At 62.2% G+C, this 25831-nt stretch carries 22 protein-coding genes; 19 read left to right on the forward strand and 3 right to left on the reverse strand.

What is annotated here, in order from left to right; translation table 11 throughout:
- From KKO72_RS10635 to KKO72_RS10650, 4 genes are all read left to right on the forward strand, one after another.
- A partial coding sequence (locus tag KKO72_RS10635) for an HD-GYP domain-containing protein (protein WP_214938064.1) occupies nt 1-1033 on the forward strand: 1033 nt, incomplete at its 5' end.
- Nucleotides 1030-3477: an EAL domain-containing protein gene (locus KKO72_RS10640; protein ID WP_214938066.1), complete on the forward strand. Its 2448-nt coding sequence runs from the start codon at nt 1030-1032 to the stop codon at nt 3475-3477. The genes KKO72_RS10635 and KKO72_RS10640, both read left to right, overlap by 4 nt.
- Nucleotides 3478-3556: 79 nt before the next feature.
- Complete coding sequence (locus KKO72_RS10645; protein ID WP_214938068.1) at nt 3557-4195, forward strand: histidine phosphatase family protein; 639 nt, start codon at nt 3557-3559, stop codon at nt 4193-4195.
- A 165-nt stretch (nt 4196-4360) separates the two neighbouring features.
- Nucleotides 4361-5137: a transporter substrate-binding domain-containing protein gene (locus KKO72_RS10650; RefSeq protein ID WP_214938070.1), complete on the forward strand. Its 777-nt coding sequence runs from the start codon at nt 4361-4363 to the stop codon at nt 5135-5137.
- 20 nt (nt 5138-5157) lie between these two features.
- Here KKO72_RS10650 and KKO72_RS10655 read toward each other — a convergent pair whose 3' ends face one another.
- Nucleotides 5158-5775 (reverse strand): YitT family protein, encoded by a 618-nt coding sequence (locus KKO72_RS10655; protein WP_214938072.1) that lies wholly within the window; start codon nt 5773-5775, stop codon nt 5158-5160.
- Between the two features lie 306 nt (nt 5776-6081).
- Between KKO72_RS10655 and KKO72_RS10660 the strand changes: the two genes are divergently transcribed.
- Nucleotides 6082-6588, forward strand: coding sequence for a hypothetical protein (locus KKO72_RS10660; RefSeq protein WP_214938074.1), 507 nt, complete (start codon nt 6082-6084; stop codon nt 6586-6588).
- 115 nt (nt 6589-6703) lie between these two features.
- A complete protein-coding gene (locus KKO72_RS10665; protein ID WP_214938076.1) occupies nt 6704-7168 on the forward strand; it encodes an OsmC family protein in 465 nt (154 codons plus the stop codon).
- A 127-nt stretch (nt 7169-7295) separates the two neighbouring features.
- On the opposite strand, the gene ruvB is transcribed toward KKO72_RS10665, so the two are convergent.
- Nucleotides 7296-8363, reverse strand: coding sequence for a Holliday junction branch migration DNA helicase RuvB (gene ruvB / locus KKO72_RS10670; protein WP_214938078.1), 1068 nt, complete (start codon nt 8361-8363; stop codon nt 7296-7298).
- Between the two features lie 114 nt (nt 8364-8477).
- Between ruvB and KKO72_RS10675 the strand changes: the two genes are divergently transcribed.
- Nucleotides 8478-9767: a carbonic anhydrase gene (locus tag KKO72_RS10675; protein ID WP_214938080.1), complete on the forward strand. Its 1290-nt coding sequence runs from the start codon at nt 8478-8480 to the stop codon at nt 9765-9767.
- 15 nt (nt 9768-9782) lie between these two features.
- On the opposite strand, the gene ruvA is transcribed toward KKO72_RS10675, so the two are convergent.
- On the reverse strand, nt 9783-10355 hold the full coding sequence (gene ruvA, locus KKO72_RS10680) for a Holliday junction branch migration protein RuvA (RefSeq protein WP_214938082.1): 573 nt from the start codon (nt 10353-10355) through the stop codon (nt 9783-9785).
- 145 nt (nt 10356-10500) lie between these two features.
- Here ruvA and KKO72_RS10685 point away from each other — a divergent pair, with 145 nt between their 5' ends.
- The 12 genes from KKO72_RS10685 (at nt 10501) to priA (ending at nt 25766) form a co-directional block, all read left to right on the forward strand.
- Nucleotides 10501-11514, forward strand: a complete 1014-nt coding sequence (locus KKO72_RS10685) for a PhoH family protein (protein WP_214938084.1) — start codon at nt 10501-10503, stop codon at nt 11512-11514.
- A gap of 87 nt (nt 11515-11601) precedes the next feature.
- On the forward strand, nt 11602-12045 hold the full coding sequence (ybeY, locus tag KKO72_RS10690; RefSeq protein WP_214938086.1) for an rRNA maturation RNase YbeY: 444 nt from the start codon (nt 11602-11604) through the stop codon (nt 12043-12045).
- 44 nt (nt 12046-12089) lie between these two features.
- Nucleotides 12090-14252: a protein-disulfide reductase DsbD gene (locus KKO72_RS10695; protein WP_214938088.1), complete on the forward strand. Its 2163-nt coding sequence runs from the start codon at nt 12090-12092 to the stop codon at nt 14250-14252.
- 243 nt (nt 14253-14495) lie between these two features.
- Nucleotides 14496-15761: a D-alanyl-D-alanine carboxypeptidase family protein gene (locus KKO72_RS10700; RefSeq protein ID WP_251140585.1), complete on the forward strand. Its 1266-nt coding sequence runs from the start codon at nt 14496-14498 to the stop codon at nt 15759-15761.
- A 495-nt stretch (nt 15762-16256) separates the two neighbouring features.
- Nucleotides 16257-17636 (forward strand): hypothetical protein, encoded by a 1380-nt coding sequence (locus KKO72_RS10705; RefSeq protein ID WP_214938090.1) that lies wholly within the window; start codon nt 16257-16259, stop codon nt 17634-17636.
- Between the two features lie 224 nt (nt 17637-17860).
- Nucleotides 17861-18268 carry a DUF1924 domain-containing protein gene (locus tag KKO72_RS10710; RefSeq protein WP_214938092.1) on the forward strand — a complete coding sequence of 136 codons (408 nt, stop codon included), beginning with the start codon at nt 17861-17863 and terminating at the stop codon, nt 18266-18268.
- A 16-nt stretch (nt 18269-18284) separates the two neighbouring features.
- On the forward strand, nt 18285-18776 hold the full coding sequence (locus KKO72_RS10715; RefSeq protein WP_214938094.1) for a diheme cytochrome c: 492 nt from the start codon (nt 18285-18287) through the stop codon (nt 18774-18776).
- Nucleotides 18773-19945: a cytochrome b/b6 domain-containing protein gene (locus tag KKO72_RS10720; protein ID WP_214938096.1), complete on the forward strand. Its 1173-nt coding sequence runs from the start codon at nt 18773-18775 to the stop codon at nt 19943-19945. The genes KKO72_RS10715 and KKO72_RS10720 overlap by 4 nt, the downstream gene beginning before the upstream one ends.
- Nucleotides 19946-20013: 68 nt before the next feature.
- Nucleotides 20014-20700 (forward strand): response regulator transcription factor, encoded by a 687-nt coding sequence (locus KKO72_RS10725; RefSeq protein WP_214938097.1) that lies wholly within the window; start codon nt 20014-20016, stop codon nt 20698-20700.
- Nucleotides 20697-22109 (forward strand): ATP-binding protein, encoded by a 1413-nt coding sequence (locus tag KKO72_RS10730; RefSeq protein WP_214938100.1) that lies wholly within the window; start codon nt 20697-20699, stop codon nt 22107-22109. Before KKO72_RS10725 ends, KKO72_RS10730 begins: the two co-directional genes overlap by 4 nt.
- A 45-nt stretch (nt 22110-22154) precedes the next feature.
- A complete protein-coding gene (hemE, locus tag KKO72_RS10735; protein ID WP_214938102.1) occupies nt 22155-23267 on the forward strand; it encodes a uroporphyrinogen decarboxylase in 1113 nt (370 codons plus the stop codon).
- 330 nt (nt 23268-23597) lie between these two features.
- On the forward strand, nt 23598-25766 hold the full coding sequence (gene priA, locus KKO72_RS10740) for a primosomal protein N' (RefSeq protein WP_256445085.1): 2169 nt from the start codon (nt 23598-23600) through the stop codon (nt 25764-25766).
- The last annotated feature ends 65 nt before the right edge of the window (nt 25767-25831 follow it).

Consider the following 25831-nt stretch of genomic DNA (forward strand, 5'->3'; position numbering starts at 1 on the left):
GGAGCTGGCCTTGCGCCAACTGGAGGCCGAACAAAGGCGCCAGCAGCTGGCTACCCAGGAACGCGAGCAAATGGCCTGTGAACGCCGCTTTGGCCAGACCGTGCGCCAGTACAAACAAGCCCTGGAACAGGTGCACAGCAACCCCAGGGAAGTGATGACGCAATGCCGGGGTATGGTCGATGGGTTTGTGACCGACATGTTGAGCTCGGGTGAGTCTGCCATCCGCCTGCTCTCCGACAGCATGGGTGACAAGCTGGCGCTGCACCCGGTCAACGTCAGCGTGATCGCCCTGCTGCTGGGCAAGCAGCTGGGCCTGAGCGCATCGGAGCTGACCGACCTTGGGCTGGCCGCGTTTTTCCATGACATTGGCAAATCCGAATTGCCGGATCGGGTGCGCTGGCTGGAGGACAGTTTTTCGGCCCACGAGAACAAGGCTTACCAGGAACACGTGGCCCTTGGCGTCATTCTGGGCAAACGACTGGAGCTGCCGCCCGCCGCCCTGGTTGCCATCGCCCAGCACCACGAGATGGCAGACGGCAGCGGTTTTCCCAAACGCATCCAGGGCGAATCGATGTCGAAGCTGGCCAAGATTCTGGCGCTGGTCAACCGCTACGAGGGCTTGTGCAACCCGAGCCGTCCCGCCGCTGCCATCACCCCGCATGAAGCGCTGGCACTGATTTTTGCCCAGTACCGGCCGCGCTTTGATACCACCGTGCTGCGCACCTTCATCCGCATGATGGGGGTGTACCCGCCGGGCTCGGTGGTGCAGCTCAGTGATGAGCGTTTTGCCACCGTGGTCTCGGTCAATTCGGCCCGGCCTCTCAAACCACGGATTTTCATTTTTGACCCACAGGTTCCCAAACACGAAGCCCTGTTGCTGGACCTGGAAAGCATGCCTGAACTGGGCATCAAACGCAGTCTCAAACCCAGCAGCCTGCCGCGTGCTGCATTGGATTACCTGTCACCGCGCCAACGCATTTGCTACTTTTTTGAGCGCGCCGTGGACCCCGCATTGGAAGGAACAGCAGCATGAAACGCATCTCCTGGAAGCCCCTGATCGAAGGGCTGCTGGAATCGGTCTGGCTGGTAGACCCGGTGGATTTGCGCATTCTGGCGGTGAACCAGGCCGGCTGTGACTTGCTGGGCCTGAGCCGGGACCAGATGCTGGGCAAACCCGTCATCGAACTGGCCGCATCCCCCGAAGACCAGTTCTTCTGGGAAGACGTGGCCCAGGGGCTGGTCGACAGCATCCATTCAGAAACCCTGTTGCGTGGCGCCGATGGGGTGGCGGTGGCCGTGGAGCGGCGTGTCAGCCTGGTCTGGCCGGAGGCTGACCGCTCGGTCTACTTGGTGGGCCTGCGCGACCTGCGCCAGCAGCGCCACACCGAAAACGAGCTGGAGAAACGTGTGGCCGAGTTGCGTGCCACGCTGGAGTCCACCGCCGACGCCATCCTGGTGAGTGACCTTGACGGTGTGATCCGCAACTACAACCGGCACTTTGCCAAACTGTGGTCGGTGCCCGAGGCGATGCTGCTGCACCGCGACGACAAGGCCCTGTACGCCCATCTGGCCAGCCAGGTCAGCGACCCTGCGCACTACCAGCAACGCCTGCAAGAGATCAACAACAACCCCTTGCTGGAAACCTCCGACATCCTGGTGCTCCACAGCGGCCGCGTGCTGGAGCGGGTCACCCAGTCGCAGTACAGCCGTGGCCAAGCCACCGGGCGGGTGTTTTCGTTTCGGGACATCACCCAGAGCCTGCAGACCGAATCCCAGCTCAAACTGGCGGCCAAGGTTTTCGAGTCCAGCCTGGAGGCGATTTTCATCACCAACCAGGAGCTGCGTATTCTGGCAGTCAACCCGGCCTGCGAAACCCTGACCAAGGGAGCGCAGGACAAGCTGCAGGGGGCCACCCCGAGCGACCTCTTTTTTGACCCGCAACACGCCGAGGTGGTCGCCGACGCCCACAGCAAGCTGCTCGAACACGGGCTCTGGCGCGGCCAGCTCTGCCTTCGCAAGTCAGACCTGTCGACCTGCGCGGTCCATGTCTCCTGGGTGCTGCTGCGCGACGACCACGGCCAGGTGTCACACACCATCTGCTTTTTCCGTGACCTGACCGAAGAACATGCGGCGCAAAAACGCATCGAACAGCTGGCCTACCACGACGCCCTGACCGGCCTGCCCAACCGCCTGCTGCTGTCGCAGCGTGCCGGTTTTGCGTTGCGCGTGGCCGAGCGCAATGGCTGCGAATGTGGTGTGTTTTTCATCGACCTGGACCGCTTCAAGAACATCAACGACTCGATGGGCCACACCTTTGGTGACCGAGTGCTGGTGGATGTGGCACAGCGGATCAAGAACTGCCTGCGTGAGACCGACACCCTGTGCCGCCTGGGAGGTGACGAGTTTGTGATCTTCCTGCAGGAGCTCGACGCCCGCGGTGCCGAGGTGCTGGCGCAGCGCATCCTGGACGCGATGGTGGAGGCCTTCCAGATCGACGACATGTCGTTTTCAGTGGGTTGCAGCATCGGTGTAGCGCTGTACCCGGAGGACGGCAAAACGCTCGACACCCTGATCAAATGTGCCGACACCGCGATGTACCTGGTCAAGTCGCGTGGCCGAGGCAGCTTCCGGTTTTACCAACCGCAGATGAATGTCAACCTGCTGTCACACCTGAAAATGGACCACGCCATGCGCCAGGCCATGGACAAGGGCCTGTTCCGGCTGCATTACCAACCGCAGATTTCACTGGCCAACGGCAGCCTGCAGGGCGCCGAGGCGCTGGTCCGCTGGACCGACGACGAACTCGGTGAGGTGCCACCCAGCATGTTCATACCGCTGGCCGAAGAGTCAGGTTTCATCACCACCTTGGGCACCTGGGTGCTGGAAGAGGCGGTGCGCCAGGCCAGCGTGTGGCAAAAGCGGGGCACACCCGTCACAGTGTCGATCAATGTGTCGGCGCTGCAGTTCCACCAGGCCGATTTTGTCGAGACGGTGGCGGCTGTGATTCGTACCGCCGGGCTGGCGCCGCAGCTGCTGGAACTCGAACTCACCGAGTCGATCCTGATCCGCGATGCCAACGAGACCATGGCCCGCCTGCACGCCCTGGCCGACCTGGGCGTGGCGCTGTCGATTGATGACTTTGGCACCGGTTACTCCAGCCTGGCGTATCTGAAGCGTTTTCCGATCTCCAAACTCAAGATCGACCGCTCCTTTGTCACCGGCCTGCCCGACGACGAGGGTGACCGCGCCATCGTCAGCGCCACCATCGGTATGGCGCGCGGGCTCAAATTGAAGGTGGTCGCCGAAGGGGTTGAGACCGAAGCCCAGCGCGACTACCTGGCCAGCCTGGGCTGTGAGTCGTTCCAGGGCTTCCTGTGCACCCCGGGCCTGGGTGTGCAAGCGTTTGAACACTTCATGACCCAGTTGCCTGACACAGCCAGCATGCCGCTGGACCGCCAGAGACTTACAATCTCATAAGCAAAAATAGGCATTCGCCCTTGCATACAAAGCCAAAATAGCTCCATTTTTTATAGCAGCTATCCATCCACACTGCCCCATGCAAGTCACCCGCATCATTGCCATCCGCCACGGTGAAACTGACTGGAACGTGGACAAGCGCATTCAGGGCCAGCTGGACATTCGCCTCAACGATGTGGGCCTGTGGCAGGCCACACGGGTGGCGCAAGCGCTCGGTGACGAAGTGGTGGACGCCCTCTACGCCAGCGACCTGTTGCGCGCCTGGCAAACCGCCCAGGCCATCGCCGAGGTGACGGGCTGCCCACCCAGCCCTCACGTGGGTCTGCGCGAGCGCGGGTTCGGCCAGTTTGAAGGCCTGACCTATGCCGAGATCGAGGCCAGCTGGCCCGACATGTCTCGGCAATGGCGCCAACGCGAACCGCTATGGGCCCCGCCAGGCGGTGAATCCCTGGTGGCGCTGCGCGAGCGGGTGTTGGCCACGGTCAGCGGCCTGGCAGCGCAACACATCGGCGGGCAGATCATTGTGGTGGCGCACGGTGGTGTGATGGACATGTTGTACCGGCTGGCCACCGGGCAGGGCCTGCAAGCCCCACGCGCCTGGGAACTGGGCAACGCCGCCATCAACCGCCTGCTGTGGACCCCCGACGGGCTCACCCTGGTGGGCTGGGCCGACACCAGCCACCTGGATCAGGCCGTGCGTGACGAAAGCATCAGCTAAAGCCAAGCAGCATCCAGGCGGCCCACCGGCCGCCTGAAACCCTACCCCTTTGGGGATAGAAGCCTTGTTTCCCAGCGACATTGGCAGCATTCTTGCGACGGCCATCCTGGCGCGTACCTGCGCTGCCGTCCTCTTTGTTGCTGAACTACCCAAGGAAACACTGTCATGAAACTGCGTCACTATCTGGTGCTGATGGGCCTGAGCTGTGCACTGGCCTCCCAGGCGGCCGAACTGCCCGAACTGCGTATTGGCACCGATGCCACCTACGAGCCGTTTGAATACAAAAGCCCCGACGGCAACATTGTCGGTTTTGAAGTTGACCTGGCCAACGCCTTGTGCGCCGAGATGAAACGCCGCTGTGTGTTTGTCGAATCGCCCTGGGACGGCATCATCCCATCCCTGATGGCCAAGAAGTTCGACATGATCCTGTCGGGCATGACGGTGACCGATGCACGGCGCAAGACCATCAACTTCAGCGACAAGATCACCGACATCCCCTACCGCGTGATCATCAAACGCGGCAGCGGCCTGGACGGCTCACCCAAGGCCCTGGCCGGCAAACGCGTGGGTGTGCAAAAAAGCACCACTGAAGCCGACTTTGCCGACAAATACTATGCCAAGGCCGGTGCCACCGTGACCCGCTACGACTCCACCCAGGACAGTTACCTGGACCTGGCCGCCGGTCGGGTGGACGCGCTGGTGGGCAACCTGGTGGAGATGCAGATGGGTTTTCTGGACAAGCCCGAAGGCAAACCCTTTGAGTTTGCCCCCTATGAACTCAAGGACCCGGTGATCCTGGGCTACGGCACCGGCATTGGCATGCGCAAGAGCGACACCAAGCTGTTGGCGCAGGTCAACGCCGCCATCAAAGCCATCCACACCAACGGCAGCTACAAAACAATTGCGGCCAAGTACTTCAGCTTTGACGTCTACGGCAAATAGGCCCAGCCGGGGCCCGGACCTCAGGTCACCGAATAACGCCCCGGCTTGTGGTTGACCCACAAAAACAGGCTCATCAGCACCGCCGCCAGCACCGAATAGGCCACCCGCTGCGGCGTCACCACCAGCAGCGCCAGCAGCACCACCACCGAGTCCACGATCATTTGCACCTTGCCCGCGCGAATGCCATGGGCTTTTTGCAGGTACAGCGTGACGATGGTGGCACCACCCAGGCTGGCCCGGTGGCGCGCCAGAAACAGGCAGCCCGAGCCCAGCAGCAAACCACCCACAATGGCCGCGTACAAGGGGTGGATCTGGCCAATCTCAAACACCTGGGGCGACCACTCGGTCATCAGCGACAACAAGGCAATCGCCAGAAAGGTCTTGAGCGTGAACTCACGCCCCATACGCGTCCAGGAAAACCAGTAAAACGGCAGGTTCACCACAAAAAACAGTTTGCCAAAACTCACGCCGGTGGCGTAGTGCAGAACAAAGGCCAGACCGGCCGTGCCCCCGGTCAGCAAACCGGCCTGGTTGAACATCAACAAGGCGAGTGACACAAACAAGGTGCCGGTAAAAATGCCTTGTGTGTCATCAAACACAGTGTGGCGCTCAGGAGGTTGTGGGTGGGGCGTGTCCATGGGTGAGGTCTTGCATGATTTGTGCCAAAAAGGGGGATAGTGTCGGTGCGAAAACCAGCCAAGGGGCGGCCCGGAACCTGAACGGTAGCGCGTTGTTCACAATAACCCACACGGCAGCCCACACCAAACGCCACAACGGCGCCACCTGAAACCGACTAAAACCATAGCTGCAACCCCAGGAAAGATCTGGGCTGAAGGCCAAATCCTGATACAAACCGGCAAAGCAGCCTGGCCCAGCAACAGGCTGACACGGAACTCATTTAACCTGGCCAGACTCCATCCTTCTTTGTGAACCAAGGACCGACCATGCAGCTTTCCAGATTTGCCCCCTTGTGCGTCGCGGCGGCGTGGGCCGCCAGCACCCTTGGCAGCCCCGCCTGGGCGCATGACGAGGCCACGCTGGACGCGATGGTCTCTGCCCACGGTGGGCAATTACGCATGGCAGGCATCTACCACTTCGAGCTGGTGGTGGCGCCTGTTGCGATGGCAGGCCAGGGGGTGACGGTTCAGGTGTATGTGACCGACCACCTGGGCCAGAACATCAACACCACCCAGGCCAGCGGTTCGGTCAGCTTCGTGAGCGGCACCCACCGCACCCAGGTCAGCCTGAGCCCCCAGGGCGACAACGCCCTGGCAGGCAGCCTGGCGCAGCGCCCCAAACCGGGCACCCAGGCCGTGGTGTCAATTGCCCCCGTGCCTGGGCAAGCCCCGCTGCAGGCCCGGTTCACACGTCTACAGGCCAAGCCGATACCGGCAGGCCACAAACCCACGAACCACGCGGAGATGCCCAAGGATGCGGCGCATCAGCATTGAGCCCCGTGGTTGGTGCGCCCCACCGGCCACGGCACGCTGACCTTGTGCACCCGTTGTGGACAATCTCACCGGCTTTTTGGGACACACTTTTTCAGCAGCACCAGGAGAATCTCACATGGCACAGTACACCGCCGACATCGTGTGGCAGCGCGAGGGCCAGGACTTCCTGGACAACCGCTACAGCCGCAAACACCTGCTGCGTTTTGATGGCGGCGTGGAGGTGGCGGGGTCCTCCTCGCCCCATGTGGTGCCACTACCGATGTCGGATGCAGCGGCCATCGATCCGGAAGAGGCTTTTGTCGCCTCGCTGGCGAGCTGCCACATGTTGTGGTTTCTGTCGATCGCGGCCAAAAAGCGCTTCTGTGTGGACCGCTACCATGACTCGGCAGTGGGTGTGATGTCCCAAAACGAGCAGGGCAAGTTGGCCATGACGGTGGTGACCTTGCGCCCGGCCGTCAGCTTTTCTGGCGAGAAGCAACCAACCCGCGCGCAGATTGAAGCCTTGCACCATGAGGCACACGAGGCCTGTTACATCGCCAATTCGGTGAAATCCGAGGTTCGCTGCGAACCCGTTGTCTGAAGCAGCCACCTGGCGCAGCCATTCGTCACCTCGCCAAACACTATCTAAGCGATAGCTTTCAGCCCTTATCTCAAAAGGGCTAGAGGCCAATTTCTTCTATAAAACCCGTGGACCAGCCAAGCCCGGCTCAGACACTGAACATGTCCACCCCACCAGCCTGATTCGCGGGGGGCGTCACGCCCAGATGCCGGTAGGCGGCCAGGGTTGCGATACGGCCGCGCGGGGTGCGTTGCAGGTAGCCCTGCTGGATCAGGTAGGGTTCGATCACGTCTTCAATCGTTTCACGCTCTTCACCGATGCTGGCGGCGATGTTGTCCAGCCCCACCGGGCCACCGTCAAAGCGGTGGATCACCGCCTCCAACAACTTACGGTCCATCAAATCGAAGCCTTGCGGGTCCACGTCCAGCATGGCCAGTGCGCGGTTGGCAATGTCGAGCGTGATCTCACCCACGCCTTTGACGTCAGCATAGTCGCGCACCCGGCGCAGCAGCCGGTTGGCGATGCGCGGTGTGCCACGGCTGCGCCGGGCAATCTCGAAACCGCCCTCTGGGTTGGTCGGCACATTGAGCAGGCCGGCGCTGCGTTTAACAATGCGCGCCAGCTCCTCAGACGTGTAGAACTCCAGCCGCGCCACGATGCCAAAACGGTCCCGCAGCGGGTTGGTCAACATGCCGGCACGGGTGGTGGCTCCCACCAGGGTGAAGGGTTGCAGGTCGAGCTTGATGCTGCGCGCCGCCGGGCCTTCCCCAATCATGATGTCGATCTTGTAGTCCTCCAGCGCGGGGTAGAGGATTTCCTCAACCACCGGGCTCAGGCGGTGGATCTCGTCGATGAAGAGCACATCGTTTTTTTCCAGATTGGTCAGCAGCGCCGCCAAATCCTTGGGTTTTTCGAGCACCGGGCCGCTGGTTTGCCGCAGATTGACGCCCAATTCGGCGGCGATGATGTGGCTCAGCGTGGTTTTGCCCAGGCCGGGCGGGCCAAACAGCAGCACATGGTCCAGCGCCTCGTCGCGTTTTTTGGCAGCGCTGATAAAAATCTCCAGCTGCTCGCGCGCCTTGACCTGGCCCACATAGTCGTCCAGCAACTTGGGGCGCAGGGCGCGCTCAATCGCCTCCTCGTTGGGTGAGGCGGGCGCGTTGGACACCACCCGTTTGGCGGGCGCCGGGGCAAAATCGTCGGTTTGGATACTCACTGCGGGCTCGGTTTCTGGGCAAAACAGGCACTATAGCGCTCAATACCTGGGCCAACTCTGCCGATAACATGCCATGCCCTCTTTTCATCGCCGTCAATCAGCCCGGGATTTGACATGAACACACCCCCCACACTGCAGCAGCCCAGACCACACAGCCTGGTGTTGGCCGCCAGCCGGTTTCACGCCCGTGGGTCGCGCCTGGCCTGGGCGCTGATGCTGGGTGGCTTGATGTGTGCCGGTGGCTGGTCGGTAAGCCACGCGGCCGACACCACCGACCACAGCGCCAAACCGACCACCGCCGCCAAGACCCCGGCCAAGAGAGTCTCGGCCCCGGTGGAAGCGAGCGCCGAGGCCGAACCGGTCGACCTGGGACAGGACATCAAAAAAGCCCTGCGCGACAAACTGATTGACCGCAAAAAACTGACCTTGGTGATCTCGGACAAACCCGAACCCGCGCCCAAAACCAGCAGCCCCACCCGATCAACAACACCTGCCGCCGCCAGCAGCCGCGCCAAAGCAGAAGAAGTTGTCATGCCCGAGCCCGCCGCACCGGCTGCCGTGGTGCGCCCGCCCGCTGTGGTCGGACGCCCTGCCCCGGTGGCGCACGGGCCGGTGATCAACCCACGCGACAGTCGCGAGTACATCCGGGCCAAGGCCGCCGCGCTGACCGGCCACACCTCACCAGCAGCTGCACACGACAAAGCTGACAGCGGCCATGGCGAGGTGCACTGGAGTTATTCGGGCACCACCGGGCCACAGGCCTGGAGCAAGCTGCAGCCAGAGTTCAGCACCTGCGCGGCAGGCCAGCGCCAGTCACCGATCAACATCGACGACACCGCCACCCTGCAAGGGCCGGCCGAAGCCCTGCAGTTCAACTACCAACCCTCCAACGCGGTGGTGGTCAACAACGGCCACACCATCCAGGTCAACCTGCAGGGCAACAACACCCTGACCGTGCGCGGCAGCACCTACACACTGCTGCAGTTTCACTTCCACACCCCGTCCGAAGAACAGGTCAACTACCGCAACTTTGCGATGGTGGTGCACCTGGTGCACCGCAATGCCGAGGGCCAACTGGCGGTGGTGGCGGTGCTGCTGGAGCCGGGTGAGGCCAGCCCACTGCTCGACAAGGTCTGGACCTACATGCCCTTGGATGTGAATGACACAGTGCGTACCCCTGCCGGGCTGATTGACGTGAGTGAACTGCTGCCCAAAGACCAGCGGTATTACCAGTTCATGGGCTCACTGACCACCCCACCGTGTACCGAAGGGGTGTTGTGGATGGTGCTCAAACAACCCAGCCAGGTCAGTCAGGCGCAGCTGCGCCTGTTCCAGCAGCTCTACCCCAACAACGCCCGCCCGGTGCAACCGCTCAACAACCGGCCAGTGCGCAGCGCCATGTAGCGCGGGCTGGCGGTTTTATTTCGCCAGGCTTTTGAGCGCCAGCTTGATGCCATCACTCACGCCCACGTCCTGCGGCAGGGCTTTGAGGGCAGCGGCGGCTTCGCGGTCGCTGTAGCCCAGCGCCAGCAGGGCCTGCAGGATGTCGGCCTGGGCGTCACTGGCCACACTGGCCACCACACCGATGTCTGGCCCGAGTTTGCCTTTGAGCTCCAACAACAGACGTTCGGCGGTTTTTTTGCCGATGCCCGGCACCTTGATCAGGCGCCCAGCTTCCTGCAGGGTGATGGCTTGTGAGAGTTCGGTCACACTCATGCCCGACAGCACCGAGAGCGCGGTGCGTGGCCCGACACCACTGATCTTGATCAGCTGGCGAAACGCCTCACGCTCGGCCGTGTTGGCAAAGCCATACAAAATTTGCGCATCTTCACGCACCACAAAATGGGTCAGCAGCGTGACCTTGGCGCCAATCTCGGGCAGGTTGTAGAAGGTGCTCATGGGCACCAGCACCTCGTAACCGACGCCGTGGCAGTCGATGATGACCTCGGGCGGGTTTTTGTTGTCCAGCGTTCCGGTGAGCTTGCCTATCATTTTTTACCTATCATCAAAAAGTCTTTGGGTCTGACGGAAAATCGACCCACGCAGGCAGGCCCAACAACCCAGCCGCCAGCCACGGCATGTTGGCCCAACCCCACGGAGCGGTGAAACCGCCGCCCCTATTCAGAGAATTATCAACGTGATCCTTCGCCACCTGTTTTCGCCCCTCAACAACACGCGCCTGAGCCACCTGTGTGGCCCGATGGACGCGCACCTGCGCACCATCGAGACCGCGCTGCAGGTGCGTATTGCACACCGGCACGAGCAGTTCAAGGTGGAAGGCCTCAAGATCCACGCCCAGCGTGCGATGGAGATGCTGCAAGCGTTGTACGAGATGGCAGCACGCCCGATTGAGCCACGCACGGTGCAGCTGATGCTCTCGGGCGACGGCGACGTGAATGGTGCCGACGGCCCATCCCTCAAAACCCGCCGCGCCGATCTGAAACCGCGCTCGATGAACCAGGCGCATTACCTGGACTGCATCGCCAGCTGCGACATCACCTTTGGCATCGGCCCGGCCGGCACCGGCAAAACCTACCTGGCGGTGGCCATGGCGGTGGACGCCCTGCAGCGCAGCACGGTGCAGCGCATTGTGCTGACGCGCCCGGCGGTCGAGGCCGGTGAACGCCTGGGCTACCTGCCCGGTGACCTGGCGCAAAAGATCGACCCCTACCTGCGCCCGCTGTACGACGCGCTGTATGACCTGATGGGTTTTGAGGCGGTGCAAAAAGCTTTTGAGCGCCAGACGATTGAGATTGCGCCACTGGCCTTCATGCGCGGGCGCACGCTCAATACCGCGTTTGTGATCCTGGACGAGGCGCAAAACACCACGCCCGAGCAGATGAAGATGTTCCTGACTCGTATCGGTTTTGGCTCCAAGGCGGTAGTGACGGGCGACGTGAGCCAGATCGACCTGCCTGCCGACCAGCTCAGCGGCCTGATCGACGCCGAACGCGTCTTGCGTGGTGTGGACGGCATCGCCATGTGCCGACTGACCAGCCAGGACGTGGTGCGCCACCCGCTGGTGGCCCGCATTGTGGACGCCTACGACGCACCGGGCCGTTTTAACCCGCACCCCCGTGTGGATGCCGACATCCTGCCCACATCGGTGGTGCCGGCACCACGTACCCGCAATCGCAAAGCGGCACCGTGATAGGCCACACAACTTATTGATAGCAACCAACCCTTATGCCATCAGGGCCAGAGGCCAATTTCTTAGACAAACCCGCCCCAACACACCATGAACCAACTCACCCTGTCCCTGCAATTTGGCAAGCTGGCTGATGCCGAGTTACACCGCGCTGCGCTGCCGCGCCACAAGGTCACCAAATGGATTCGCCACGCGCTGCAAGACGACGCCGAAATCACCGTGCGCATTGTTGACGCCGACGAGGGCCAGGCCCTGAACCGCGACTACCGGCAAAAAGACTACGCCACCAATGTGCTGACCTTTGACTACACCCAGGAACCCATCGTCACCGCCGACCTGGTGTTGTGCGCCCCGGTGGTGGCCAAAGAAGCCAAAGAGCAGAACAAGACCCTGGAAGAACACTACGCGCACCTGCTGGTGCACGGCGCCTTGCACGCCCAGGGCTGGGACCACGACGAGGACGAGGACGCCCAAGTGATGGAGCTGCGCGAAAGCGAGATCATGGCGCGCCTGGGGTTCGAGAACCCGTATTGACCCCGCCCCGGAACTCTGCGCCGCCACCCGACTCTGAGAGTCTTATGACGTTTCCAAAGTACCTGACCCGCTGGCTGATTGCTGTTTTATTCATAGCTATCAGCCCTTTACCTACCTGGGCTCAGGCACCAAAAAGCATCACAAACGTGGTCACCACCGAACAGGTGCGCGCCGAACTGATGGCCTACGCGCCCGATGGCGTGGACCCCGGCAAAACCGTCTGGGTTGGCCTGCAACTGGCCCACCAGCCACATTGGCACACCTACTGGAAGAATTCCGGCGACTCGGGCCAGCCCACCAGCCTGAGCTGGACTTTGCCCACCGGTGTGCTGGCTGGCGACATTGCCTGGCCCACACCCAAAATCCTGCCGACCGGCAACCTGGTGACCTATGGCTTCAACGGCACGGTGCTGCTGCCGGTGCCGCTGACCATCACGCCCGATTTCAAACCCTCGCTGCTTTCTTCGGAATTGGAAGTCAAGTTACAGGCCAGCTGGCTGGTCTGCAAACTTGAATGTGTGCCGCAGGACGGTGAATTTGTGCTGCGCCTGCCCACCAAAAGCTCTACAGCGCTCAACGCAGGTGTGTTTGAGGCCAGTTTCCAAGCCAGCCCCAAACCACTGGCTGGCCAAAGCCAGATCAGCATCGAAGGCCAGCAGCTCAAGCTGAGCGTCACAGGTCTGCCCGCCGCGCTGCAAGGCCAGAAGCTCGAACTGTTCCCCGAAGTCCCCGAACTGGTGGACGCTGGCGCCGTCTGGACGCAAGCCTGGACCGGTGCAACCTGGACCGCCAGCCTGCCGATCTCACCCCACCGCAGCGACAGCCCCACAGCGCTGCCACTGGTACTGGTGGCTGATGTGGCTGGGCAACGCAGCGGTTTTGCCACCTCCGCACCGATTCAAGGCACCTGGCCCGCCAACCCGCCACCCGGCCAGGCCGCAACAACGCCCGCTCTGCTGAACCCAACGCTGACCGCCGTTCCTGCCACACCCAGCGTGCCCACCAGCTTCTGGCTGGCACTCTTGGGCGCGCTGCTTGGGGGGATGTTGCTGAACCTGATGCCCTGTGTGTTCCCGGTGCTGGCGATCAAGGTGGTGGGTTTCACCCGCCACGCAGACGACCGGCACGGCCATCGGGTGAGCGGCCTGGCCTACAGCGCCGGGGTGGTGCTGTCATTCCTGGCGCTGGGCGCGCTGATGCTGGTGCTGCGCAGCGCGGGTGAACAACTCGGCTGGGGCTTTCAGCTGCAGTCCCCCGCCGTGGTGGCGGCGCTGGCAGCGCTGTTCACACTGATCGGGCTGAACCTGGCCGGGCTGTTTGAGTTTGGCCAGCTGCTACCCAGCCGTCTGGCCACGCTGCAGTCCAGAAACCCTGCCGTCAACGCCTTCCTCTCCGGCGTGCTGGCGGTGGCGATTGCCTCCCCCTGCACCGCGCCGTTCATGGGGGCGTCGCTCGGGTTGGCGCTGGCTTTGCCGCCCTTGCAGGCGCTGCTGCTGTTTGCGGCCCTGGGTGTGGGCATGGCGCTGCCGTATCTGGCGGCGAGCTGGTCACCCGCGCTGGCGCGCAAACTGCCCCGCCCCGGCCCCTGGATGGACACCTTCCGCCGCGCCATGGCCTTCCCGATGTTTGCCACCGTAGTCTGGCTGGTGTGGGTGCTGGGCCAACAAACAGGCATTGACGGCGCAGGCGCCCTGCTGGCGCTGCTGGTAAGCCTGGCGCTGGTGATCTGGGCGTTCACGCTGCGTGGTGCTGCACGCCTGCCAGTTGCTGCTGTATCGATAGTGATCTTGCTAGCTTTGACCTGGGCTATTGGCAAAAATGTCGTGCATTTTGCGGAGCCCACCAGCACCGCCAACACCAGCGCCAACAGCCGGTGGCAGGCTTGGGCGCCCGGCAAGGTGGACGAACTGCTGGCCAGTGGTTCACCCGTGTTTGTGGATTTCACCGCCGCCTGGTGTGTGACCTGCCAGTACAACAAAAAAACCACCCTGGCCAACATCGAACTGCTGGCCGACCTGGAAGCCAAAAAGGTAGTGCTGTTACGCGCCGACTGGACCCGCCGCGACCCGGCCATCACCACCGCGCTAGCGGCACTCGGGCGCAACGGCGTGCCGGTCTATGTGATGTACCAGCCCGGCAAAACGCCGGTGGTGTTGTCTGAGATCTTGTCGGTGGCCGATGTGCGCGGCGCGATGGTGGGCTTGTGATCTCCCCCTGCACACACGCCAGCCTAGCTGTCGAAAGCGCCCGCTTGACGACGACACCCATGTTACGAATTTTTACACTGCCTGCTTGAGCACTGCCCTCGTCCCCACGCGCAGCGCTCACAGGTGCCTTCTCCCAGCTGTTTTGCCGTGATCAGCCCCCAAAAACCTCCGTCCTGAGGGCCGTTGTGCCCCCTCAACGCTTCACATTGATCCGCGACAATGCTCGCTCCTCCTGAAAACACCATGAAAAACAAGACTTTTTCCCTTCTCCCTATCGTCCTCGCCATCGCTGCTGGCTCCATGTTTCCTGGCTCTGCCAGCTTCGCGGCAACACACAAAGCGACCAAACCCGCAGCTCACGCCACCAAAGCCACCGCCACCAAAAAGGTCGCCGCTGCCGCAAACGCCCTGCCGCCACTGGCTGCAGACAACACCTTGGCAGGCACGCCGCCCGCACTGCCCGCCAAAGCGTGGCTGTTGATGGACTTCGACTCTGGCGAGGTGCTCGCCTCGGCCAACGCTGACGAAGCACTGCCACCCGCCTCACTGACCAAGATGATGACCAGCTACATCGTCGAGCAAGCGTTACGCACCGGCAAGCTCAAACCAACCGACCTGGTCTCGGTCAGTGAGAACGCCTGGTGCCGAGGCTCCAGCACCGAGTCGTGTATGTACCTGCCACTCAACAGCCAGGCGACGGTGATCGATATCCTGCGCGGCATCATCATCCAGTCGGGCAACGACGCATCCAAGGCGATTGCCGAGCACATGGCCGGCTCCGAAGAGGGTTTTGCCAAGCTGATGAATGCCGAAGCCCAGCGCCTGGGCATGACCCACACCCATTTCATGAACCCCACCGGCCTGCCCGACCCGGACCACAAGTCGTCGGCGCGTGACCTCGCGATCCTGGCGCGCGCCATCATCCGCGACAGCGTGGACTACTACCCGATCTACGCGGAACGCGAGTTCAAGTACAACGGCATCAAACAAGGCAACCGCAACGCCCTGCTCTACACCGACCCGTCCGTGGACGGGCTGAAGACGGGCCACACGGACGCCGCCGGCTACTGCCTGGTCACCTCAGCCAAGCGCAACAACATGCGCCTGATCTCGGTGATCCTCAACACCCAAAGCGCGCAGGCGCGGGCTGATCAGACGCGAACCCTGCTGGGTTGGGGCTACAGCACTTTCGAGAAGGCCACCCCGATTCAACCCAACACCGTGGTCACCAAGGCCAAGCTCAGCTTCGGCAAGGCAGACACGGTCGACGCAGGCCTGGCCACACCGTGGATGTTGACCGTGCCACGCGGCCAGCAAGTGCAAACGGCGGTGGAACTCAAGTCGGACCTGGAGGCACCGCTGACCAAGGGTGCGGTGGTCGGCAAGGTGGTCGCCACCTCCAACGGCAAGCCCATCGGCGAAACCCCGCTGGTCGCGCTGGCCGATGTGGAACGCGCGGGTCTGATGCTGCGTTTGTGGCAACACGTCAGCCAGTTGTTTGGAAAGTAAACGCAGTCAACGTGGCATGGTCAGTGCTGACCATGCCAATTGCCACTGCATTGATAGCAGCCTCGTCAACAATAACGAGGGCTATCAGCACATGACGTGCTAAACACCTTAAAACCCAGTGACGCTTGCGCTGGCGTTTAGACCCACAGCTGGTGGTTGGGCTGGGTAATCGGCAAAAGCAGGCGGGTTGTCACTTTCCCCTGCTCAATCCCTTTGGGTGAAAAAGGGAGTTGGTCAGAGACGGGGGGCGGGTATTGCAGCGGAAAAGTCAGTCGCCAATACCCATTTCCAGGCAGTCAAGTGGTAGCCCTCCATCTACTCAAACATCCTACCTGCCACCCACATCTGAGCCCCAATCAAACTAACGTTTTCGACATCACTCCACCACTGCGACACCCTTTGCCGCCACAGTTCTGAACTCCCAATTTGTTAGCATCCAGAGCGCAACTATTGCCCTCGACCGCTGTTCAAGAAGAGATAAAGGGAGCGCATCTGATGAAACGACTGTTGGCCATGAGCCTATTGCTAGCGAGCGCAGCCATAGCGCAAGCAGCTACCACCTCGTCAGTTGCATCGGATAACGAACTGAACGCGTTCAAGGAACTGCAACAAAGCAAGTGGGAAGCTCAAAAAGAGCTTCAGTCCAAAGACATTGAGGCGGTTCGCCAACAAATCGCCGCCGTGGACAAGCGCGTAGATGACCAACTGGCGCAGCTAGGACAAAGCGTTGATCGCTTTGGCATGGTAATTTCCGTGCTGGGCATTGCCATCACGGTGCTACTGGTGTCGGTTGGGCTTCTAGGGTACCGCAATGCCCAATCTGATGCCAAACAAGCAGCGACTGATGCTGCAAAAAACAGCGCGGAAGAATGGCTTAAATCCAATACAACCAATCTCAACGCGCAAATTGAAACGCTAGAAAAAAAAGCTGCCCAAGTGCATGGGCAAATGGATCAGACTAAACAGAGCGTCATTGAGCACGAAGCTAAATTTAAGCAAGAAGCAGAGGAGGCAAGCCGCACCCTACAAGAGCACATTAACAAAATTGGGTCAGTCACCGCCATGAATAACGACCAATCCCAAGCGCTCGCGAGTCGTGACAGTGAGTTGAAAAACATCAACGAAGACAGCTACTCTTTCGACGACTGGAACACTCGCGCTTTCGCTGCCTACTCTGCTGGGAAATTGGATGATGCGGCCTATTTCTGGGCCAAAGCCTCAAATGTGCCGAATGCCGGCGCCACCAATGTCGCGCAGGTGCTATTCAATCGCGGCATCTCCCAAGCCAAACTGAACCAGCACGAAGCCGAAATTGCCACCTATGACGAGGTGCTGCGCCGCTTTGATGAGGCAACCGAGCCTGCGCTGATCGAGCAGGTCGCACGGGCCTTAGTCAACAAGGGCACAGCCCAAGGCCACCTGAACCAGTACGAGGCTGCCATTGCGACCTATGACGAGGTGCTGCGCCGCTTTGGTGAGGCAACCGAGCCTGCGCTGCGCGAGCAGGTCGCACGCGCCGCAAACGGTGCAGGCTTTGGCCGTTTGCTGATGGCTAAAACGCTTGGGGGGCCCAACGAACCGGCGGCGCAATTGCTATTGCAAGCTGCTTTGGCCAATCTGAACGATGGCGCGGCACGCTGCATCCAGCCCAACGGCATGCTGCTGGGCAACCGGGCTTATGTGCAATGTTTGCTTGGCAACACGACCGCAGCCGAAGGAGACTTTGCTGCGGCACTGCGAGCACCAGTGAATGGTGGCCGAGAGCTTTATGAAGAGACATTGAAGGACCTTGATAAGCATCCTTTGGCAGAGGATGCGAACATGCGTGCATTGGTGGAGCATGCCTGGGCAACTTATCAGTCAGAAAGAGCCTAGATCAGCGGGGCCTTGGACGACTGAGTTTTTGATCGCAAAACGCGACACAGGCGCACATCACGCCATTCATAAGAAATCAGCCTGTAGCCCTCATATCAAAAGGGCATGCAGCTATGATTTTTATATTTCATACATGCTCCTGATCCGATCAGCACCCCACCCAATAAGACTTTCTTAAGACGCCCTTTTTAAGCTTGTCCCCAGTTCATCACTGAGGGTCAAGCATGAAATTCCAACACCACATCCGCACGCTGTTCACCAGCCTGGCAGTTGCCCTGCCGCTGCTGGCCAACGCCAACCCGATCCTGGACAGCTACAAAGCCCAGGCCAAAACCGAGAACCCCGCGTTCAAGGACTTCAGCGCCGCTGCCGGGCAAAAGCTCTACAGCACCCAGGGGCCGAACCAGTTGTCGTGTTCGTCCTGCCACTCCGATTCCCCCAAAAACGCCGGTCAACACGCCAAGTCCAACAAGGTCATCGAACCGATGGCGCCCAGCGTGAACCCGCAGCGTTTCACCGACGCGGCCAAGGTCGAGAAGTGGTTCAAACGCAACTGCAACGACGCGCTGGGCCGGGCCTGTACCACGCAGGAAAAAGGCGACTTCATGAGTTATGTGTTGTCGGTCAAATAAGAAGGAAGGGAGCACGATGCCACACCACCCACTCTGGACAGTCGCAGCCATCTTCACGCTGGCCGTCAGCAGCCTGAGCGCCCAGGCCAAATACAACGGTGAAGACCGGGGCCGCCCGGTGATGCCGGCGCAAAACAATGCCAAATGGCAGGCCGAATGCAGCAGCTGCCACCTGGCGTTCCCCCCCGGTTTGTTGCCCGCAGCGTCCTGGCAAAAGATGATGGGCGAGCTGGACCAACACTTTGGAACCGACGCCTCGTTGTCCCCCGCTGACACGCTGGAGATCACCAACTACCTGGTCAAACACGCCTCCAACCGCTGGACGGCCAACACCGCGCCGCTCAAGATCACCGAAAGCGGCTGGTACACCTCCAAACACCGCGCCAAAGAAATTGACCCGGCCGTGTGGAAACGGGCCTCGGTCAAGAGCCAGTCCAACTGCATCGCTTGCCACCGTGACGCCGACAAAGGCGAGTTTGACGAGGACACCGTCCGTATTCCCAAATGAGCCCTGGTAACACACCTTTGCAGCCAACGCTGATCTGGGACTTTCCGACCCGCTTGTTCCACTGGACGCTGGCCGGCAGTTTTGCAGTGGCCTGGCTCACCGCCGAGTCAGACCCGTGGCTGGCCGTTCACGTGTTTTGTGGTTACCTGATGCTGGGGCTGGTGGTTTTTCGGGTGCTGTGGGGTTTTGCCGGTTCGCACTTTTCGCGTTTCGCCAGTTTTGCGCTGAGCCCCTCGCGTGGCTTGGCCTATCTGAAAGAGGTGATGGCGGGCCGCGCGGCCCGTTATGTGGGCCACAACCCGACCGGCAGCCTGGCGGTCTACCTGTTTCTGGCGCTCACCTTGGTGATTGGTGTGACCGGCATCTTGCTGCTGGGCGCTCAGGAACGCCATGGCCCGGCGGCGGGCTGGTTCAGCTTTGCCCAGGGGGACGGGTTCCAGCAGGTGCATGAGCTGGCCGCCATCGTGATGCTGGCGCTGGTGGGCGTGCACATCACCGGTGTGCTGATGGAAAGCCGGGTGCACCGGGAGAACCTGGCGCGCTCGATGGTTGACGGCCACAAGCTGGCCAGCCCGGACACCCCGGCGGGCCAGCCGCACAAGCGGGTGGCCTGGGTGATGTTGCTGCTGGTGCTGGGTTTTGGCGGCTGGTGGTTTGCGTATGCGTTACACAACCAATGGGCGGCACTGACCGGCCAGACCGTGGTGCGCCAGGTGCCGTTTGTGGGCCCCACCCTGGCCGACAACGCTGTGTGGCGCGAGGAATGTGGCAGTTGCCATGGGATGTTTCACCCCTCACTGCTGCCTGCACGCTCCTGGCAGAAGATGATGGCCGAGCAGGACCAGCACTTTGGCTCCGACCTGGCGCTGGACGACCCCACCACCCAGGCGGTGCTGGCCTTTATGGTGGACAACGCCGCCGAGCAGCAGGCAACCGAAGCCGCCTACAAGATCGGGCAGTCCATCCCGCCCGAGGCAGCCCCGCAGCGCATCACCGACACACCGTACTGGATCAGGAAACACCGTGAGATTTCAGCCGCCGACTGGGCCAACCCACTGGTCAAAAGCAAGGCCAACTGCGCCGCCTGCCACAGTGATGCCGACGCTGGCACCTTTGAAGACGGTGCCATGCAAGTGCCCCAGCCCAGCACCAAGAGCCGCCCGTCATGAAAACCAGGCCCCCGCGTCTGCACGCCCAGCGGCTACGATGGGGGCCCCACAAACGTCCGACCCACACCATGCGTATCCTGCTTGCTGAAGACGACCCCCTGTTGGGCGACGGCCTGCGCACCGGGCTGCGCCAGCAGGGTTTTCTGGTGGACTGGGTGCGTGACGGCTTGGCCGCAGAGCGCGAAATCGGCTACGACAAACACCAGGCCGCCGTGCTGGACCTGGGCCTGCCGCTCAAAGATGGCATGGAGGTGCTGCAGTCGGTGCGGCGCCAGAAGATCACCCTGCCGATCCTGATCCTGACCGCGCGTGACGCGGTGCCCGACCGCATCAAGGGGCTGGACGGTGGCGCCGACGACTATGTGGTCAAGCCGGTGGACCTGTTTGAGCTGGGCGCACGCCTTCGCTCGCTGGTGCGCCGCGCCCACGGCCACACACAAGATCTGCTGAGTTGTGGTGCACTGCAGGTGAATCTGGCGGCACGCACGGTCACGTTGTCCGGGCAAGCCGTGGGTTTGTCGATGCGTGAGTTTGACCTCTTGCATGTGTTGATGCTCAACGCCGAGCGGGTCATGTCACGCGAACAGCTGGAGCAGCAGCTCTACAGCTGGGGTTATGAGGTGGAAAGCAACGCGGTGGAGGTGCACATCCACCACCTGCGCAAAAAACTGCAGGCCGAGCTGATCCAGACCGTGCGTGGTGTCGGCTACACCCTGATGCCCCCCAAAGACACGCCGGTGGCGCCCGCAGCATGAGCCTGTTCAAGCGGCTGGCCTCACTGCAGGCGCGCCTGCTGGTGCTGTTGCTGCTGCTGATTTTTGGGGTGTGGGTGTCGGCGGCGGTGTTGACCTGGGTCGATACCCGCCATGAACTCGACGAGTTGCTCGACGCCCACCTGGCGCAGTCAGCCGCGCTGCTGGTGGCCCAGCAGACCGACGCCGATGCCGCCGAGCGCAGCCACAGACCCCATCGCCGCCACACCTTCGGCGATGACGAGCACCCGGACGCCCCCACCTTGCACAAATACGCCACGCGGGTGGCGTTCCAGGTGTTTCACGATGGCAAGTTAACGCTGCACTCCGGCTCCGCCCCCGACACACCGATGTCGCCGCAGCTGCGTGGTTTTGCCACGGTGGTACTGCCCGGGGCAGGCCCCTGGCGTGTGTTTGGCGCCCAGGGCAAGGAGGGCGATGTGCAGGTGTTTGTGGGAGAGCAGTTGCGCTCGCGCCGGTCGATCCTGTGGGCGATGATGCAGTCGCTGCTGATGCCCTTGCTGGTGGCCCTGCCGGTGCTGGCGCTGCTGGGCTGGCTGGCGGTACGCCGCAGCCTGACCCCCTTGCGCACCCTGAGCCAGGCGCTCGCCCAGCGCCAGCCGCAGAGTGTGGCGCCGCTGGTCATCACCGACACCCCGAGCGAGATGGCGCCGGTGGTGTCCTCCCTCAACAGCTTGCTGGCGCGTATTGGCCAGATGATGGTGGCTGAACGACGCTTCACCGCCGACGCCGCCCATGAGTTGCGCACCCCCATTGCCGCGATCCGCGCCCAGGCCCAGGTGGCGCTGGGCGCCGGGTCCAACGTGGCCGAGCGGGACCAGGCGCTGCGCCAGACACTGGCCGGGTGTGACCGCGCCACCCACCTGGTGGCCCAGTTGTTGACACTGTCACGGCTGGAAACCGCCGGCCACCCGCCGCAGGGTGTTCGGGTGGATGTGTGCCAGATTGCCCAGCGTGTGGCTGCCGATCTGGCCCCCGGCGCGCTGGCCCGCAAGCAGGTGCTGACGCTGGACACCAGCGCCACCGGCCCGATCAGCGCCGACGAGATGCTCACCGGGGTGCTGATCCGCAATCTGCTCGACAACGCGCTGCGCTACAGCCCCGATGGCGCCCAGGTCAGCCTGCGTGTGCACACCAGCGCGGGCTTGGTGCACCTGGAAGTCAACGACAGTGGCCCGGGCTTGCCCGCGGCCGATCTGGCGCGCCTGGGGGAGCGTTTTTTCCGGGGGCTGGGCAGCGGACAACAGGGCAGCGGGCTGGGCTGGTCCATCGTGCGGCGCATTGCAGAGGTCTACCGGGCGCAGGTTCTGGCCACGCCCTCCAGCCTGGGCGGCCTGTGTGTCACGGTGAGCTGGCCACTTGCGCCAGATCAAGAATCAAGGCAAATTTGAGTTTACATGTGTCAACCTGCCACGACACAATGCGACAATTCAGACATGACTACCACATCCACACCCTCCTTCGCCCCCCTCCAGAACGACACTTTTTTGCGTGCCTGTTTGCGCCAGGCGACTGACTACACGCCCATGTGGATGATGCGTCAGGCCGGGCGTTTCCTGCCGGAATACCGTGCCACCCGCGCCAAGGCCGGCAGTTTCATGGGCTTGGCCACCAATGTGGACTACGCCACCGAAGTCACGCTGCAACCGCTGGACCGGTTCCCCATTGACGCCGCGATTTTGTTCAGCGACATCCTGACCGTGCCCGACGCGATGGGCCTGGGTCTGTCATTTGCGCTGGGTGAAGGCCCCAAGTTTGCCCACTCGGTGCGTGACGAAGCCGCTGTGGCCAAGCTTGAAGTGCCCGACATGGCCAAGCTGCAGTATGTGTTTGACGCGGTCACCTCGATCCGCAAAGCGCTCAATGGCCGCGTGCCGCTGATCGGTTTTTCCGGCAGCCCGTGGACGCTGGCCTGCTACATGGTCGAAGGCGCTGGCAGTGACGACTACCGCCTGGTCAAAACCATGATGTACAGCCGCCCGGACCTGATGCACAAGATTCTGGAAATCAACGCCGACGCGGTGGCGCTGTACCTCAACACCCAGATCGAAGCCGGTGCGCAGGCGGTGATGGTGTTTGACAGCTGGGGTGGTGTGCTGGCTGACGGCGCGTTCCAGGAATTCAGCCTGGCCTACACCCGCCGTGTGCTGGCCAAATTGCACAAAACCTGGGCTGGCGCCACCATCCCGAGCATTGTGTTCACCAAAGGCGGCGCCCTGTGGCTGGATGAGATGGAGCAACTGGACTGCAACGCACTCGGCCTGGACTGGACCGCCAACCTGACCAAGGCCCGCATCATTGCGGGTGGCAGCAAGGCGCTGCAAGGCAACCTGGACCCGAACGTGTTGTTTGCACCACCCGAAAAGATTGAGGCCGAGGTCATCAAGGTGCTCAACGCCTTTGGCACACCGCACAGCGGACCCGGCTTTGGCCCGACCCACATCTTCAACCTGGGCCACGGCATCAGCCAGCACACCCCACCCGAACATGTGGCGGCCTTGGTTGAAGCGGTGCACAAACATTCACGCCTGATGCGTGGCGCCTGCTAGTTGAGTCGCTGGCGGCTGGCTAGCACTTTTTGGCCTGTTTTTGGCAGTTTCCAGCAAAAAAAATTGCCACTTATGCACAAAATTGGTGAACCACAGTGCGGGTCACGAGCCCACCTATCAAGTACACTATCAAACGCATAGCAGTTGTAAGTAGTTGATTTTAAAGGGTTTTGAATTTTGCATGTTTTTTGGGCAGGCTAACAAAACCCTTGATTTACAAGGCCCGGCAGCCTCTATCGACGAGCTATCAACAAAGTTATCCACAGAAAACTTGGATGAACTTTAAACCCTCGCAGAATCAACGACTTAAGGCGAATTTCGCAAGTTCACTTGAACACCCCCTCCCAAGCTGAGCCAGTCGCCGCCACCCTGGTGTCGGTGCTGGTCCACACCCCGGCACACAGCCAGATGGCCGGTGCCCTGAGTTACACCAGTGAGCATGCCCTGCCCCCGGGCACCCTGGTGCGGGTGCCGCTGGGCCAGCGTGAGCTGCTCGGGGTGGTGTGGGAGCAGCACCCCATCAGCGAGGACACGCCGCCGCTGGACCCCAGCAAACTGCGGCCAGTTGCTGCGGTGCTGGACGCGCTGGCGCCGCTGAGTGTCCACTGGCGAACCCTGATCCACTTTGCCGCGAGTTATTACCAGCGCTCGGCCGGTGAGGTGGCGCTGGCCGCGCTGCCGCCGCAGTTGCGTGACATCAGCAGCCTGCAGCTGGCGCGCAAACTCAAAAAGAAGGCCAAGAGCCAGCTCAAGGCGCAGGCCGCACCCGCCACAGACGCCACCCCGCCTCAGGATATTCCTGAATTGGTAGCACTGACCCCAGAGCAGACAAGGGCTATTGGCCAATTTGACGCTAATACCGGGCCGTTTTTGCTGTTTGGTGCCACCGGCAGCGGCAAGACCGAGGTGTTCATGCGCTGCGCCGCCGATGTGCTGGCAAGCTCGGACGGCAGCCAGGTGCTGGTGATGGTGCCCGAGATCAACCTCACGCCGCAGCTCGAAGAGCGTTTCAAAGCCCGTTTTTGCGCCCAGTATGGTGAGGACGCGGTGGTGTCGATGCACAGCGGCCTGACCCCGGCGCAGCGCCTGGCGAGCTGGCTGGCGGCGCACAGCGGCAACGCACGCATTGTGCTGGGCACCCGCATGGCGGTGTTTGCCTCGATGCCGCACCTGGTACTGATCGTGGTCGATGAAGAGCATGACCCGAGTTACAAAAGCCAGGACGGTGCCCGTTATTCGGCGCGCGACCTGGCGGTGTACCGCGGCAAGCTGGAGGGCGCCAAGGTGCTGCTGGGTTCGGCCACACCCTCGCTGGAGAGCTGGTACCACAGCCGCCCGGCGGCCGAAGGCGGGCGTTACATGCGGCTGGAGATGCCGAGCAGGGTTGGCGCCAATGCCATCCTTCCCCTGGTGCGGCGTGTGGACATGAACCACCAGCCCAAGGGCTCAGTGATCTCGCCGCCGCTGCTCGACGCGATTGGCCAGCGCATCACGCGCGGTGAACAAAGCATGGTGTTCCTGAACCGGCGCGGTTACGCCCCGGTGCTGAACTGTGCCGACTGCGACTGGAAAAGCGCCTGCCCGCATTGCAGCGCCTTTCGCGTTTTTCACAAGATCGACCGCACGCTGCGCTGCCACCACTGCGGTTTCACCGAACGGGTGCCACGCGCCTGCCCGGACTGCGGCAGCCTGGACATCGCCCCGGTCGGGCGTGGCACCGAGCGGCTGGAGGAACAGCTGGCTCTGTTGCTCAGCGGCATGAGCCGCCCCGACGGCAGCGCGGTGCGGATTGCCCGCATCGACGCCGACACCACCAAACTCAAGGGTTCGCTGGAAAGCCAGCTGGCGCAGGTGCATTCGGGCGAGGTCGATGTGCTGGTGGGCACCCAGATGATTGCCAAGGGCCACGACTTTCGCCGCATCACCCTGGTGGCGGCGATCAACCCCGACGGTGCGTTGTTCTCGAGCGACTTCCGTTCCCCCGAGCGCCTGTTTGGCCTGCTGATGCAGGCGGCAGGCCGGGCCGGGCGCGACGCCAGCAACACCAGCCGCAGCGAGATGTGGGTGCAGACCTTTCACCCGACACACCCGCTGTATGAAACGCTCAAACAGCATGATTACCCGGCCTTTGCCGCCTCGCAGCTGGTGGAGCGCCAACAGGCGGGCATGCCACCGTTCAGCTTCCAGGCGCTGGTGCGCGCCGACGCCCGCACGCAGGAAGCGGCGCAGGCTTTCTTGAACAGCGCCAGCAGCGCCTGCGAGGGTCTGACTGAGTTGGCACCCTGGCGTGAACACATCACGCTGTACCCGGCGGTGCCGATGAGCATCCAGCGTGTGGCCAATGTGGAGCGCGCCCAGATGCTGCTGGAAAGCCCCTCGCGTGCGGCCTTGCAACGCTTTTTGAACGCCTGGCAACCGACCCTGCACGCCATGCGCAGCCAGCCGCAGTGCAAAGGCCTGCTGCGCTGGGCGATTGATGTCGATCCACTGCTGATTTAAAAGCAACAAGCCCTTATTGAATAAGGGCTTGAAGGGGTTTTGATGCATCAACCCGGTGTCACCCG

The organism is Rhodoferax sp. U11-2br, from assembly GCF_018619435.1.
Lineage (GTDB): Bacteria > Pseudomonadota > Gammaproteobacteria > Burkholderiales > Burkholderiaceae_C > Rhodoferax.

Bases quoted from the DNA above. Each gene is read 5' to 3' on its own strand.
- KKO72_RS10660 (WP_214938074.1), top strand. From the start codon at position 6,082: ATGCAGCTTTCCAGATTTGCCCCCTTGTGCGTCGCGGCGGCGTGGGCC.
- KKO72_RS10640 (WP_214938066.1), top strand. From the start codon at position 1,030: ATGAAACGCATCTCCTGGAAGCCCCTGATCGAAGGGCTGCTGGAATCG.
- KKO72_RS10700 (WP_251140585.1), top strand. From the start codon at position 14,496: ATGAAAAACAAGACTTTTTCCCTTCTCCCTATCGTCCTCGCCATCGCT.
- hemE (WP_214938102.1), top strand. From the start codon at position 22,155: ATGACTACCACATCCACACCCTCCTTCGCCCCCCTCCAGAACGACACT.
- KKO72_RS10655 (WP_214938072.1), bottom strand. From the start codon at position 5,775: ATGGACACGCCCCACCCACAACCTCCTGAGCGCCACACTGTGTTTGAT.
- ybeY (WP_214938086.1), top strand. From the start codon at position 11,602: ATGAACCAACTCACCCTGTCCCTGCAATTTGGCAAGCTGGCTGATGCC.
- KKO72_RS10650 (WP_214938070.1), top strand. From the start codon at position 4,361: ATGAAACTGCGTCACTATCTGGTGCTGATGGGCCTGAGCTGTGCACTG.
- KKO72_RS10730 (WP_214938100.1), top strand. From the start codon at position 20,697: ATGAGCCTGTTCAAGCGGCTGGCCTCACTGCAGGCGCGCCTGCTGGTG.
- KKO72_RS10705 (WP_214938090.1), top strand. From the start codon at position 16,257: ATGAAACGACTGTTGGCCATGAGCCTATTGCTAGCGAGCGCAGCCATA.
- KKO72_RS10710 (WP_214938092.1), top strand. From the start codon at position 17,861: ATGAAATTCCAACACCACATCCGCACGCTGTTCACCAGCCTGGCAGTT.
- KKO72_RS10725 (WP_214938097.1), top strand. From the start codon at position 20,014: ATGCGTATCCTGCTTGCTGAAGACGACCCCCTGTTGGGCGACGGCCTG.
- KKO72_RS10715 (WP_214938094.1), top strand. From the start codon at position 18,285: ATGCCACACCACCCACTCTGGACAGTCGCAGCCATCTTCACGCTGGCC.
- ruvA (WP_214938082.1), bottom strand. From the start codon at position 10,355: ATGATAGGCAAGCTCACCGGAACGCTGGACAACAAAAACCCGCCCGAG.
- KKO72_RS10665 (WP_214938076.1), top strand. From the start codon at position 6,704: ATGGCACAGTACACCGCCGACATCGTGTGGCAGCGCGAGGGCCAGGAC.
- KKO72_RS10720 (WP_214938096.1), top strand. From the start codon at position 18,773: ATGAGCCCTGGTAACACACCTTTGCAGCCAACGCTGATCTGGGACTTT.
- KKO72_RS10645 (WP_214938068.1), top strand. From the start codon at position 3,557: ATGCAAGTCACCCGCATCATTGCCATCCGCCACGGTGAAACTGACTGG.
- KKO72_RS10675 (WP_214938080.1), top strand. From the start codon at position 8,478: ATGAACACACCCCCCACACTGCAGCAGCCCAGACCACACAGCCTGGTG.
- KKO72_RS10695 (WP_214938088.1), top strand. From the start codon at position 12,090: ATGACGTTTCCAAAGTACCTGACCCGCTGGCTGATTGCTGTTTTATTC.